Raw genomic sequence first — 13,357 nt, 5'->3', positions numbered from 1 at the left:
GGAGGACTAGGTTGGATATGGCTAATGAGGAGAAACAATTCGTAACTGAAATTACCCCGCAAAGTGAGGATTTCTCACGCTGGTATATCGATGTCATCAAAAAAGCAGATCTGATGGATTATTCGCCAGTGCGCGGTTGTATCGTATTTAAACCGGACGGTTACGAAATTTGGGAGCACATCCAGGAAGAGTTGGATCGCCGTTTCAAAGAGACGGGCCATCGCAATGCTTACTTTCCACTCTTCATCCCAGAAAGCTTCTTTCAGAAGGAAAAGGAGCATGTGGAAGGCTTTAATCCTGAGCTTCCGTGGGTGACAGAGGCTGCGGGCGAGAAATTAGAGGAGCGTCTGGCCATTCGTCCAACCTCGGAGACGATGATCGGCCATATGTACGAAAAGTGGATTCAGTCCTATCGGGACTTGCCAGTTCTCATTAACCAATGGGCCAACGTCGTTCGTTGGGAGAAGCGGACGTTGCCGTTCTTGCGGACGAGCGAGTTCCTGTGGCAGGAAGGTCATACGGCTCATGAGAATGAGCAGGAAGCACGTGAAGAAACGATGCAAATGCTAGAAATTTACCGTGACTTCGTTGAAAATTACTTGGCTATTCCGGTGATTGTGGGCCAGAAGACACCTTCGGAAAAATTTGCCGGAGCAGTGGATACGTATTCGATTGAAGCGATGATGAAGGATGGCCGGGCCGTTCAAGCAGGTACATCCCACTATCTTGGAACGAATTTTGCCGTTGCCTTCAATATTCAATATTTGAACCGCGACAACGTGCAGGAATACGTTCATACGACTTCATGGGGAGTCAGCACACGTCTGATTGGTTCTCTCATAATGGTTCATGGAGATGACCGCGGACTTGCTTTGCCGCCGAAGGTGGCACCGAAGCAAGTCATGATCATTCCGATCGGCCCGCCGAAGACACGGGATGCGGTCATAGGCCGAGCAGATGAGCTATTCGCTCAATTGAAGAAGGCGGGTATTCGCGTCGGAATGGATGACCGGGCTGACGTGCGTCCAGGTTGGAAATTCAATGAGTATGAAATGCGCGGCGTGCCGGTTCGACTGGAGATTGGCCCTCGTGATATGGATAATGGCGTCTGTGTGCTTGTCTCCCGGATTTCCGGCGAGAAGAAGGTAGTGCAGCAGGACAATCTTGTGGAAGAGGTTCAGGCGATGCTGGAGCAGGTTCATAATGAAATGTATGAGCGAGCCAAAGCTTTCCGCGAAGAGCATTTCTATAGCGTGGATACGCTCGATGAGATGAAAGCGAGCATCGAGGAGAAGCGCGGCTTCACATTGGCAGGCTGGTGCGGTTCGGAAGCTTGCGAGAAACATGTCAAAGATGAGACAGGTGCAACGAGCCGGAACATACCTTTTGAACCGGCAACGTCGAAGTCGACATGTCTCGTATGCGGAGAAGAAGCACAGCACACAGTTATTTTTGCGAGAGCGTACTGATTGCAGCTTGGACAATGAATGGACTGCCAGTCAGGGAGCTGTTTGTGTAGGACAGTGAGTAAAAACAAGTTAGTAAACATAGGAGGGCTTCCGGCAGTGAGCTGCCGGGTGGGCAACAGCCCGCTCGGACCTCGTAACGGAAGCTCTTTTTTTAAATATTTGATGTTCATGTGCAGCGCGTACCTTAACCTCATATTGAGGAATGTATCGGGGGGAGGATATCATGACCGCAGTTGGGGAGAAGAGACAGAGGCTGGAATTGTTAATGCAGCAGGCGGAAATGCCTGATGGACTAAGAGATCCTTATTTCTCGGACGGGTGGATCGAGCAGGTGGAAGTAAGTCGCAGCAACAGAGAGTGGAAGATTGTGATTTGCAAAGACACGCTCGTTCCCGCTCAGGCTTATCGTACTTTTTGTTTGCGTGTGAAAGAACGACTGGAGCATATCGCTCAAATCTCGTTTGAATTTCGCTATGGAAAAAATGCAGCGGCTGCTGATGTTGTGTCGGAATATTGGAAGCTGTTCCTCGAGTGGGTGCAGCGTGAAGTGCCCTCAGTGAATGGCTGGATGGCCCGGGCTATTTATGAAACCGAAGGGGATCTGCTTACGATTACCCTTACTGACGATATGGCTCTTGAGCTTGCTAAGAAGAAGAATATTGATCGTTATATCGTGTCCTTCTACGAAACGTATTTTGCTCTGACTTTGCGCGTGAAGCTTCAGACTGGGAAGAATAGTGCCGAGGCTTTTGAGGAATTTCAACAGCGCATTGTCGAGGAAGAACGGGATTTCATTCAGCAAATGATGGAGAGCATGGCGGTGGAAGCCTCGCCGGAAGAGGATGATGGGGAAGTCATCAAGCTGCAGATCGGATACGATATTAAGGAGCAGCCCGTTCCGCTTCAGGAAATTCAGGATGAAGAGAAGAAGATTACGATTCAGGGCATGATCTTTGGACTGGATCGCAAAGAGCTTCGCAACGGGAATACTTTATTCATATTCAATTTGACGGATTATACGGATTCGCTGCAAATGAAGCTGTTTGCCAAGAATAAGGAAGATTTGAAAGTGATGAATCAGTTGGCTAACGGTAAATGGATCAGGGCGCGCGGTCGGGTGGAAATGGATCGTTTCATGCCAATACCTGAACTCGTCATGATTCCATCAGACGTCAACGAAGTCTCTTCACCGCCAAGCCGCAAGGATAATGCTCCGGAGAAGCGCGTCGAGTTCCATTTGCACTCGACCATGAGTACGATGGACGCGGTAACCCCAATCGGCGAATATATCAAAACAGCGGCAAAATGGGGACATAAAGCGATTGCTGTAACGGATCATGGGGGCATTCAGTGCTATCCGGAAGCGGTCAAAGCGGCGGGCAAGCATGGTATCAAAATGATTTATGGACTTGAGGCCAACGTTGTAAATGATGATGTTGCCGTCGTATTGAATCCGCGAGCCGACGATTTAAGGGGTGCTACATATATCGTATTTGATATTGAGACCACGGGCTTATCGGTTACGCAAAACAAAATCATCGAGATCGCAGCGGTCAAAATGGTGGAAGGCAAGGAAGTGGATCGCTATGCCACGTTTGTGAATCCGCATGTTCGCATTCCTTATAATATTCAGCAGTTGACGAACATCAATGATGATATGGTTAGGGATGCACCTGATGTAGGGCCCGTACTCAAGGAATTTGTCGAATTTGCCGGCGATGCTGTACTAGTAGCTCATAATGCCAGGTTTGATATCGGTTTCGTGAATGCCAAGCTGAAGGAGCTGGGGCAGAAGCCAATGGACAATCCGGTGTTGGATACACTCGAGCTAGCTAGAATGCTGTTTCCGACAATGAAGAATCATCGTCTGAATACATTGGCTGCCAAATATAAGGTATCGCTGGAGAATCATCACCGGGCGATTGATGACACATTGGCGCTCGGTGAAATTCTTAATGGATTGCTGGAGGATGCGGTCAAAATTGAAGGCTATAAGACGCTGGAACAGCTAAATGCCAAAGTCGGCAAGGATTTGTCGAACGCTCGGCCATTCCACTGCTGCATTTATGCGCTTAATGCGACCGGGAAGAAAAACCTGTATAAATTGGTATCGATGTCCCATACGGAATATTTCAAACGAGTTGCCTGCATACCGAAATCGAAGCTTGCCGAATTCAGAGATGGGCTGCTGATTTTATCGGGCTGCGAAAAAGGCGAGTTCTTTGAGACAGTCCTAAATAAATCGGTAGAGGAAGCAGAGCAGGTGGCCGAATTTTACGATGTTTTGGAGATTCAGCCGTTGACCATGTATATGCATCTTGTCGAGAAGGGACTCGTCGGAAGCGTGCAGGAGCTGGAGACGGCGCTGCGCAAAGTATGCGAAATTGGCTTTAAACTCGGTAAGCCGGTAGTAGCTACCGGCAACGTACACTACTTGGATCCTCGCGATAAGATTTATCGGGATATTACGATCCACGGTATTACCGGCTTCAGTCCGCTTAAGGATATCCGCAAGCCAGATGCTCATTTTAGAACGACTGAAGAAATGCTCGAGGAATTCCAATTTCTCGGAGAAGAGAAGGCTTACGAAGTAGTGGTCAAAAATACGTCAGTGCTAGCCGATTCGTTCGAGGAGCTGGAATTATTCCCGGATAAGCTCTTTACCCCCATTCTCGAAGGAGCAGATGAAGAAATTCGCAATACTTGCTATGATACGGCCAAATCGATTTATGGCGAGGATTTGCCAGAAGTTGTCGTTCAGCGTCTGGAAAAAGAGCTTGAGCCGATTATAAGATACGGCTTCTCCGCCAACTATCTGATTTCCGAACGGCTTGTTAAGAAATCGAATAGGGATGGCTATTTGGTTGGCTCCCGGGGTTCGGTTGGTTCCTCGGTCGTTGCGACATTCCTCGGAATTTCGGAGGTTAACCCGCTTCCGGCGCATTATATTTGCATGAATGAGGAGTGCAAGCATAGCGAATGGTTCCTTGACGGAAGCGTACCAAGCGGATTCGACCTTCCGGATAAGCCATGTCCGAAGTGCGGTGAGAAATTGAAGGGCGAGGGTCAGGATATCCCCTTTGAGACATTTCTAGGATTTAAGGGCGACAAGGTTCCCGATATCGATTTGAACTTTTCGGGGGAATATCAGCCACATGCCCATAACTTTACAAAAGAGATGTTCGGCGAGAAAAGCGTGTTTCGCGCCGGTACAATCGGCACGGTGGCCGAGAAAACAGCGTTTGGCTTTGCAAAAAAATATGAGGAAGAGCATCATAAGCAGTGGCGGGGCGCTGAGCTGAATCGCTTAGCGTCAGGCTGTACGGGCGTTAAACGAAGCACGGGTCAGCACCCCGGCGGGATCGTCGTCGTTCCCGATTACATTGAGGTGGAGGACATCACGCCGGTTCAATTCCCTGCGGACGATATCAACGCCGAATGGAAGACGACGCATTTCGACTATCATGCCTTCGATGCGAACCTGCTCAAGCTAGATATTCTCGGACACGATGATCCGACGATGATGCGGATGCTGCAGGACTTGACCGGAGTCGATCCGACGACGATTCCGATGAACGATCCGAAGGTGATGAGCATGTTCAACTCGACGGAATCGCTCGGCGTCACGCCGGAGAAAATCCGTACGCCGGTAGCGACCTATGGAGTACCGGAGATGGGGACGAAGTTCGTGCGCCAGATGCTGGTGGAATCGCAGCCGTCTTCATTTGCTGACCTTCTGCAAATATCAGGATTGTCCCATGGTACGGGCGTATGGCTCGGCAATGCCCAGGAACTGATCAAGAACGGGACTTGCAACATTAAGACCGTTATCGGTTGCCGGGACGATATTATGCTGTACCTGATCTATAAGGCTGGCATGGATGCCGGTCTGGCGTTTAAAATTACGGAGAGCGTGCGTAAAGGAAAGGGCTTGTCCCAGGAATGGATCGATGAGATGAAGAGATGCAAGGTGCCGCAATGGTACATCGATTCCTGCCTCAAGATCCAGTACATGTTCCCGAAGGCGCACGCGGCGGCTTATGTTATTTCCGCCGTGCGTACCGCTTACTTTAAGCTTTATCATCCGATCGAATATTATGCGACGTATTTCTCCGTACGTGGGGAAGATTTTGATATCGAGCTGTTCTGCCAAGGCTACGAGGCAATCTACCGCAAAATCGAAGAAATCGAGCAAAAGGGGTTCCAGGCACTGCCGAAGGAGCGGAATATGCTGCCGATTTTAGAGATGGCGCTGGAAATGACGGCTCGAGGATTCAGCTTTAAGAGCATCGATCTCTACCGCTCGGACGCCACTCGCTTTATTGTGGATGGGGATTCCCTGATTCCTCCGTTTTCGGCGCTCGCGGGGATCGGTGACAATGCGGCTAGAAATATTGCTGCTGCAAAGGAGCAAGGAGAATTTCTTTCCATCGAGGATTTCCAGCAGAAATCGAAGGCGACGAAGACGGTTGTTGAGCTGCTGAATACGATGGGATGCTTCCGCGGACTGCCTGAAAGCAACCAGCTTTCCCTGTTCTAAACTGTCTGCGAGGAGCTATGGCCTTCTCGGGGGCACTGGCAAGCGCTCTACGAGAGCGTCTTATGTCTGCTCAGTAAAGGTGTTTTACTTGTCACTAATGCCGGACTATGTTATAATTTTTTTGGTAATCATGGAGATAGAGCCGTTGTTTAAAGAGTGGGGAAACCCACTCTTTACTCTTTGGTATATAGGAATGAAATTTATGGAGGTATGTACGCTTGAGCACACCGAAGATCAAAGCGACCGTAGAAGAGATGGTTCTCCCCTTTTTGCAGGAGAACGGCTTTGAACTGGTAGACGTGGAATACGTGAAGGAAGGAAGCAATTGGTTTCTGCGCGTCTTCGTTGACAAGGATGGAGGCATCGATATTGATGATTGCGGCCGAATCAGCGAATATCTAAGCGAGAAGCTGGACGCTGAAGATCCGATTCCGTCCGCTTATTTTCTGGAAGTCTCTTCACCCGGGGCGGAACGTCCGCTCAAAAAGGCAGAGGATGTTAGTAATGCTGTCGGCAAGGATGTATTTGTAACTACATATGAACCGGTAGATGGTCTGAAGGAATTTGAGGGCCGGCTTCTTTCTTTTGACAATGATGAACTCGTCGTCACGGTCGGAAAGAAGGATTACGCCATTCCATATAACAAAGTCGCCAGCGCAAGGTTGGCCATCATTTTTTAATGACCTATTCGGGAATATGAAAGGGGGAGCTCGAGGCAGATGAGTATGGATTTTATTGAAGCCTTAAATGAGTTGGAAAGGGAAAAAGGAATCAGCAAAGATATTTTGTTCGAAGCGATTGAAGCCGCTCTGATTTCCAGTTACAAACGTAATTTCAACACGGCACAGAACGTTCGTGTCGACATGAATCGCCATACCGGGGCGATTAAGGTTTTTGCCCGCAAGCTTGTCGTGGAAGAGGTGCTTGATCCGCGGACCGAAATTTCTCTGCCCGCTGCTCGCGAGATTAATCCAAGTTTTCAATTGGATGATATCTCCGAGATTGAAGTAACGCCTCGTGATTTCGGACGCATCGCTGCACAGACGGCCAAGCAGGTCGTGACCCAGCGCATCCGTGAAGCTGAGCGGGGCTTGATTTACAATGCTTTTGTCGAGAAGGAAGAGGATATCGTTACCGGCATCGTCCAGCGTCAGGATCAACGCAACGTTTACGTGGATCTTGGCAAAATCGAGGCCCATCTTCCGCTTAATGAACTGATGCCTAATGAGAAGTTTAAACATGGAGACCGTATCAAAGCTTACATTACTAAGGTAGAGAATACGACTAAGGGACCGCAAATTTTACTTTCTCGTACGCACCCGGGATTGCTTAAGCGCTTGTTCGAGCTTGAGGTGCCGGAAATTTTTGACGGCGTCGTAGAGATTCGCTCTGTGGCGCGGGAAGCAGGCTTTCGCTCCAAAATCGCGGTGTATTCTCGCAACAGTGAAGTAGATCCGGTTGGATCTTGCGTCGGTCCTAAGGGGACTCGTGTTCAAACGATCGTGAATGAACTGCGCGGCGAGAAAATCGATATTGTGCGCTATTCCGAAAGCGTCGAGGAATATGTAGCCAATGCGCTCAGCCCTTCGAAGGTGCTTGAAGTTCAGGTATTCGAAGCGGAGAAGATGGCCCGCGTGATCGTTCCTGACTATCAGCTCTCGCTTGCTATCGGTATTAAAGGGCAGAATGCCCGTCTTGCAGCCAAGCTGACAGGATGGAAAATCGACATCAAGAGCGAAAGTCAAGCGGAAGAGGAATTTGGAAGAGAAAAGACAGACTCAGGCGAATTGCCGCAGGATTCCGTTTCCGTCGATTAAAAATAACCTCTAATGCACGTATGGGACGGGGGGCGAAGGAAATGAAACCTAGAAAGATACCGCTGCGCAAATGCGTAGCTTGCAATGAAATGAAGCCCAAAAAGTCGCTGATTCGTATCGTACGCTCTCCGGAAGGAGACGTTTCGATTGATTTGACGGGCAAGAAATCAGGCCGCGGCGCCTATTTATGCGGCCAAGAGTCCTGTTTCAAGCTGGCCCATAAAAATAGGGCATTGGACAGGGCGCTTAAATCGCCGGTTGGCGCAGAGGTTTATGAGCAGCTGGCACGAGACTTCCTTGCGGTAGAGGTTGACTTTATCGCTGAACGCGATCGGGAAGAGGATGCCGATGAGTAAAGTGCTGTCCGGGCTTGGCCTTGCGATGCGGGCAGGTAAAGTAGTCACCGGGGATGAGAGCGTCCTTAAGGCGGTTCGCTCCGGGGAGGCTAAGCTCGTCATCGTTGCAGAGGATGCGTCTGCGAATGCTCGCAAGAAATTTCGCGATAAATGCGCAACCTACAAAGTTCCATTGATCATCGGATACGACCGGGAGCAGCTTGGTTCAAGCGTCGGTAAGCCGGAACGAGTCGTTCTGGCTCTGATGGATCAGGGATTTGCCGATATGATTCGGAAAACGGTCGTGAAAACGTCGGAGGTGGAGTATATTGAGTAAACAAGAGAACAAAGATAAGCTCAGGGTGTATGAATATGCGAAATCGCTCAATATGAGCAGTAAGGAAATTATTACGATTCTTAAACGGCTTAATATCCCCGTTAACAATCACATGAGCGTGATGGAGAATGATGCCGTATCGCGGGTAGAACAGTTTTTCAAAGATATTAAGAACAATGCTGCTGCCAAACGGGAAGGTTCCGAACCTACGAAATCTCCAGCTAAATCGTCGGCGCCAGCTTCCGCAGGAGGAAGCCAAACGCCGAAAACTGGGGCCGGTGCAGGTGCCGGCCAGCGTGAAGATCAAGGTCAGAGCCTTAGAACGAACAGCAGTACGCCAAGCAAGACAAAAAATCAACAAGAAAAGCAGGTAAGTATGAATAATAGAACACATGATGTAAAAACATCCTCCCAGACGGGCGGAGCACAAGCAACGCAAGAAAGAAACAATCGGCCTAGCGGCGGAAATCAGCAAGGGAATCGGAATAACTCCCAAGCTAATCGAGGTTCGCAACAAGCTGGCGGACAACGTGCCAACACAAATTCGGCAGGGCCTTCCCGCCAAGGAGCACAGGCGCGTCCGGCTCAGTCCAGTAATGAAAATTACTCTTCTGGCAGAAACCAAGGACAAGGGCAAGGACAAGGACAAGGACAACGCAAGGGGAATAACAACAGACCTGGCCAAAGACGCTTTGACGACAACAGACCAGGCAATTATAAGAACAATCGTGGGGGAAAAGGCGGCCGCGGCAGGAACGCTCCTCAGCAGCCGCCGCGCGAGAAGATCGACAACACTCCGAAGAAGATTATCGTTCGCGGCAATATGACGGTTGGGGAAGCAGCCAAGCTGCTGCATAAAGATGCTTCAGAAGTCATCAAGAAGCTTATCATGCTCGGCGTCATGGCGACGATCAACCAGGAATTGGACATCGACACGATCCTGCTGCTTGCAGGCGACTTCGGCGTTGAGGTTGAAGTGAAAATTCCGGTAGAGGAAGATCGCTTCGAGACATTGGAAGAGAACGACGATGAAGCGGATTTGTTGGAGCGTCCTCCAGTAGTGACGATCATGGGTCACGTTGACCATGGTAAAACGACGCTTCTTGATGCGATTCGCTCAACGAATGTCAGCAGCGGCGAAGCTGGGGGCATTACCCAGCATATCGGCGCTTACCAGGTAGAGATTAATAATAAGAAGATTACGTTCCTCGATACCCCGGGGCATGAAGCGTTCACGGCGATGCGTGCTCGTGGCGCACAGTTAACGGACATTACGATTATCGTTGTAGCTGCGGATGACGGCGTCATGCCACAGACGGTGGAAGCGGTCAACCACGCCAAAGCTGCAGGCCTTCCAATCATCGTTGCCGTGAACAAGATTGATAAACCGACGGCTAACCCGGACAAGGTTAAACAGGAACTGACTGAGTATGGTCTCGTTCCGGAAGAATGGGGCGGAGAAACCATCTTCGTTAACGTGTCTGCGAAGCAAAGAATGGGACTGGAAGACCTGCTGGAGATGATCTTGCTTGTAGCAGAGGTCAATGAATATAAAGCGAATCCAGACAAACGTGCTCGCGGTGCGGTGATCGAGGCCGAGCTGGACAAGAGCCGCGGCCCAGTTGCTCGCGTGCTGGTGCAGCACGGTACGCTGAAAGTTGGCGACGCATTTGTTGCCGGGAACTGCTTTGGACGTATTCGCGCCATGGTCAATGATAAAGGCCGGCGTTTGAAAGAAGCGGGGCCTTCCACGCCGGTTGAAATCACTGGCTTGACTGAAGTGCCGCTGGCTGGCGATCCGTTCATAGTATTCGAGGATGAGCGCAAAGCCCGTTCCATCGCTGACAAGCGTGCGATTACCCAGCGTCAATCCGAACTTGGCGGCAATACTCGAGTCACGCTTGACGACCTGTTCCGTCATATTAAGGACGGCGAAATTAAAGATCTGAATGTTATCATCAAAGCAGACGTACAGGGCTCGGTCGAGGCGCTCAAAGGCTCGCTGGAGAAAATCGAAGTGGAAGGCGTGCGCGTGAAAATCATTCACAGCGGCGCGGGTGCCATCACCGAATCGGATATTATTCTCGCAGCAGCATCTAATGCGATTGTAATCGGCTTTAACGTTCGTCCGGATAACCAGACGAAGGCGACGGCCGAGCAGGAGAAGGTAGATATTCGTCTCCATCGCGTTATCTATAAAGCGATTGAAGAAATTGAACAGGCTATGAAGGGAATGCTTGACCCTGAATATAAAGAGGTTGTCATCGGCCACGCCGAAGTTCGCAATACATTCAAACTCAGCAGAGTAGGTACGATTGCAGGCTGCATGGTTACCTCGGGTAAAATTACGCGCAACGCAGAAACTCGTCTCGTTCGCGACGGAATCGTCGTATATGAAGGCAAAATTGATTCACTCAAGCGATTCAAGGACGATGCGAAGGAAGTTGCCCAAGGTTATGAGTGCGGTATTACACTTGATAACTTTAATGATCTTAAAGAGGGCGACATTATCGAAGCATTTATAATGGAGGCCGTCGAACGGAAGTAAGGTGAGGTGACAACAATGGCTAAAAATCGTGTCGGCCGTGTAGGCGAACAGATTAAGAAAGAACTCAGTCTGCTCATTCAGAATGAAGTCAAAGATCCGCGAATCGGATTTGTCACGGTGACCGGCGTGGACGTTACAAGCGATTTATCGCAAGCGAAAGTATACATTAGCGTATTTGGCGATGAGGAGAAGAAGTCGGATTCGCTGAAAGGGCTGGAGAAAGCGATTGGCTTTCTTCGAACCGAGCTTGGCAAGCGAATGCGATTGCGTCACACACCAGAGTTGATCTTTAAAGTCGATGAGTCGATTGAATATGGCAGCCGTATTGAGAAGCTGCTTGGAGAGATTACGCAAGACGAGGATAAATGAATTTAAAGGAGACGGCAATGCAGACCAATGAACAGGAGTTCCGACAGGTAGAGCAGTTTCTGAAGGATCATGATGATTTCCTGGTAGTGTCGCATGTACAGCCGGACGGAGATGCAGTCAGTTCCACCCTCGTGGTGGGCTGGCTTCTCTCATGTCTGGGTAAGAATTACGTTATGGTCAATGAAGGGCCGATTCCTCAGCGTATGTCTTACTTGCTGCATTCGGATCGCATCATGGATCTGTCAGTAACCTCTCTAGGCAAGTCCTATAAACATATCATTTGCGTAGACTGTGCTGATTTCCGCCGTGTCGGAAGGACGAGCGAGTATTTTGCAACGGATGCGCAAATTGTGAACATCGACCATCATCCCACGAATGACGGATTTGGAAGCATCAACCTAATTGTACCCGAGGCTGCGGCGACGGTGCAGGTGCTATACGATCTCGTGAACTGGCTGAATCTCGGGCTGGATCATGATATCGCAACTGCAATTTATACGGGTCTCCTTACCGATACGGGTGGTTTTCGTTACTCCAGCACATCTCCAAGAGTGATGGCCATCGCATCCGATTTATTGGGCTATGGCGTGGATGGTCCTGGATTGTCTCAATTGTTACTGGAAGAGATGACACTGCCGCAAATTCGTTTATTGACGAGAGCCTTGAACGGGCTGAAAATGAGTGAGGACGGCAAAATCAGTTGGGTAACAATTAATGACGAAGATATGAAGCAGTCAGGAGCCATTCACGAGGACTTGGAGGGGATTGTGAATTATCCTCGCAACATTCAAGGCGTTGAGGTTGGCTTATTATTTAAAGTCATTGATGAACATGCCGTAAAAGTTAGTTTGAGATCTGCCGGTAAGGTTGATGTATCTGCTGTAGCTCATGGATTTGGCGGCGGTGGACATGTACGTGCAGCAGGAGTGCGGATGCAAGGCAGCCTGGATGAGGTTGTCTCGCAAATTGTAGAGCAGGTGAAGTCTCGATTATGAAGCCGAAGTCTTATGAAGGAATACTAGCCGTCCATAAACCGGCCGGATTTACCTCGCATGATGTCGTGGCCAAAACACGTGGCATATTAAAGATGAAACGGATCGGACACACGGGTACACTGGATCCGGCTGTGACGGGCGTGCTTCCGCTCTGTCTCGGACGGGCTACAAGAATGGTAGAGTATTTGCAGGAGCTCCCTAAAGAGTACGAGGCGACGCTGCTACTCGGTGTCGCTACCGATACGGAAGATATGTCAGGTACGATCATGGAGCGCATAGAAGGGCTAAGCGTTACCGAGGAACAAGTAAGAGCGGTTTTAGGTCAATTTATCGGAACAATTTCTCAGGTACCGCCAATGTATTCAGCGTTGAAGCAGGATGGAAAAAGATTGTATGAATTAGCCCGTGAAGGTAAAACGGTGGAACGCAAGGCGAGGGAAGTTACGATTGAGGAACTGGAGCTCATTTCTTATCAGCCTGAGGGAACATATCCGTCAATTTCATTTCGGGTGCTGTGCTCTAAAGGAACATATATTCGTACACTTTGCGTGGATATCGGTCGTGCGCTAGGCGTACCTGCCGCCATGGCCGAGCTGAAAAGAACGATTTCAGCAGGCATTTCGGAAGCGGAGTGCCTGACGCTTGAGGAGATTGCCGCTCACGCGGAAGAGGGAACCTTGGAAGGCCGGCTTATACCTGTTGATATAGCGGTGAGCCACTTGCCAGCACATCACATCCCTGAAGAGAAGGTGAAGCATGCTTTGCAAGGACAACGGCTTTCCTCCAGGCTGCTTGAGCCGCCGGTGCGCTGGGGAGAGAATATCCGATTATATGGTGCGGCCGGTCAGTTTTTGGGTATTTTTTGCGGTGAAGAGACTACGGGGGCGATTACGCCTGTCAAAGTATTCCCGCCAGAATGAAATTGCGTGCTAATCCGAGTGAAATTG

Annotated in this window: 10 protein-coding genes; all 10 read left to right on the top strand. The window is 49.7% G+C overall.

Annotation, left to right across the window (positions count from 1 at the left end; genetic code table 11):
* Positions 1–17 precede the first annotated feature (17 nt).
* The 10 genes from proS (at position 18) to truB (ending at position 13,330) form a co-directional block, all read left to right on the top strand.
* Positions 18–1,469 carry a proline--tRNA ligase gene (gene proS / locus CZ379_RS19150; protein ID WP_110933082.1) on the top strand — a complete coding sequence of 484 codons (1,452 nt, stop codon included), beginning with the start codon at positions 18–20 and terminating at the stop codon, positions 1,467–1,469.
* A 223-nt stretch (positions 1,470–1,692) separates the two neighbouring features.
* Positions 1,693–6,009: a PolC-type DNA polymerase III gene (locus CZ379_RS19145; protein WP_110933081.1), complete on the top strand. Its 4,317-nt coding sequence runs from the start codon at positions 1,693–1,695 to the stop codon at positions 6,007–6,009.
* A 218-nt stretch (positions 6,010–6,227) separates the two neighbouring features.
* Positions 6,228–6,689, top strand: a complete 462-nt coding sequence (gene rimP, locus CZ379_RS19140) for a ribosome maturation factor RimP (protein WP_110933080.1) — start codon at positions 6,228–6,230, stop codon at positions 6,687–6,689.
* Between the two features lie 39 nt (positions 6,690–6,728).
* Positions 6,729–7,826 carry a transcription termination factor NusA gene (gene nusA / locus CZ379_RS19135; protein ID WP_110933079.1) on the top strand — a complete coding sequence of 366 codons (1,098 nt, stop codon included), beginning with the start codon at positions 6,729–6,731 and terminating at the stop codon, positions 7,824–7,826.
* Between the two features lie 41 nt (positions 7,827–7,867).
* Positions 7,868–8,182, top strand: coding sequence for an RNase P modulator RnpM (gene rnpM, locus CZ379_RS19130; RefSeq protein ID WP_110933078.1), 315 nt, complete (start codon positions 7,868–7,870; stop codon positions 8,180–8,182).
* Positions 8,175–8,498 (top strand): L7Ae/L30e/S12e/Gadd45 family ribosomal protein, encoded by a 324-nt coding sequence (locus CZ379_RS19125; protein WP_110933077.1) that lies wholly within the window; start codon positions 8,175–8,177, stop codon positions 8,496–8,498. Before rnpM ends, CZ379_RS19125 begins: the two co-directional genes overlap by 8 nt.
* Positions 8,491–11,046 carry a translation initiation factor IF-2 gene (infB, locus tag CZ379_RS19120; RefSeq protein WP_110933076.1) on the top strand — a complete coding sequence of 852 codons (2,556 nt, stop codon included), beginning with the start codon at positions 8,491–8,493 and terminating at the stop codon, positions 11,044–11,046. Before CZ379_RS19125 ends, infB begins: the two co-directional genes overlap by 8 nt.
* Before the next feature lie 15 nt (positions 11,047–11,061).
* Positions 11,062–11,415, top strand: coding sequence for a 30S ribosome-binding factor RbfA (gene rbfA, locus CZ379_RS19115; protein ID WP_110933075.1), 354 nt, complete (start codon positions 11,062–11,064; stop codon positions 11,413–11,415).
* 17 nt (positions 11,416–11,432) lie between these two features.
* A complete protein-coding gene (locus tag CZ379_RS19110) occupies positions 11,433–12,410 on the top strand; it encodes a DHH family phosphoesterase (protein ID WP_110933074.1) in 978 nt (325 codons plus the stop codon).
* A complete protein-coding gene (truB, locus tag CZ379_RS19105) occupies positions 12,407–13,330 on the top strand; it encodes a tRNA pseudouridine(55) synthase TruB (protein WP_110933073.1) in 924 nt (307 codons plus the stop codon). Before CZ379_RS19110 ends, truB begins: the two co-directional genes overlap by 4 nt.
* Positions 13,331–13,357: the final 27 nt, after the last annotated feature.

Source organism: Paenibacillus bouchesdurhonensis (assembly GCF_900155685.1).
In the GTDB taxonomy this organism is placed as follows: domain Bacteria; phylum Bacillota; class Bacilli; order Paenibacillales; family Paenibacillaceae; genus Fontibacillus; species Fontibacillus bouchesdurhonensis.
The sequence above is the reverse complement of the archived record's forward strand: the minus strand, read 5'-3'. Positions and strand labels throughout refer to the sequence as shown.

What these genes read in the sequence shown, in the direction of transcription:
- rbfA (WP_110933075.1), top strand. Translation starts at nt 11,062, where the DNA reads ATGGCTAAAAATCGTGTCGGCCGTGTAGGCGAACAGATTAAGAAAGAA.
- nusA (WP_110933079.1), top strand. Translation starts at nt 6,729, where the DNA reads ATGAGTATGGATTTTATTGAAGCCTTAAATGAGTTGGAAAGGGAAAAA.
- CZ379_RS19145 (WP_110933081.1), top strand. Translation starts at nt 1,693, where the DNA reads ATGACCGCAGTTGGGGAGAAGAGACAGAGGCTGGAATTGTTAATGCAG.
- CZ379_RS19110 (WP_110933074.1), top strand. Translation starts at nt 11,433, where the DNA reads ATGCAGACCAATGAACAGGAGTTCCGACAGGTAGAGCAGTTTCTGAAG.
- proS (WP_110933082.1), top strand. Translation starts at nt 18, where the DNA reads ATGGCTAATGAGGAGAAACAATTCGTAACTGAAATTACCCCGCAAAGT.
- truB (WP_110933073.1), top strand. Translation starts at nt 12,407, where the DNA reads ATGAAGCCGAAGTCTTATGAAGGAATACTAGCCGTCCATAAACCGGCC.
- CZ379_RS19125 (WP_110933077.1), top strand. Translation starts at nt 8,175, where the DNA reads ATGAGTAAAGTGCTGTCCGGGCTTGGCCTTGCGATGCGGGCAGGTAAA.
- rnpM (WP_110933078.1), top strand. Translation starts at nt 7,868, where the DNA reads ATGAAACCTAGAAAGATACCGCTGCGCAAATGCGTAGCTTGCAATGAA.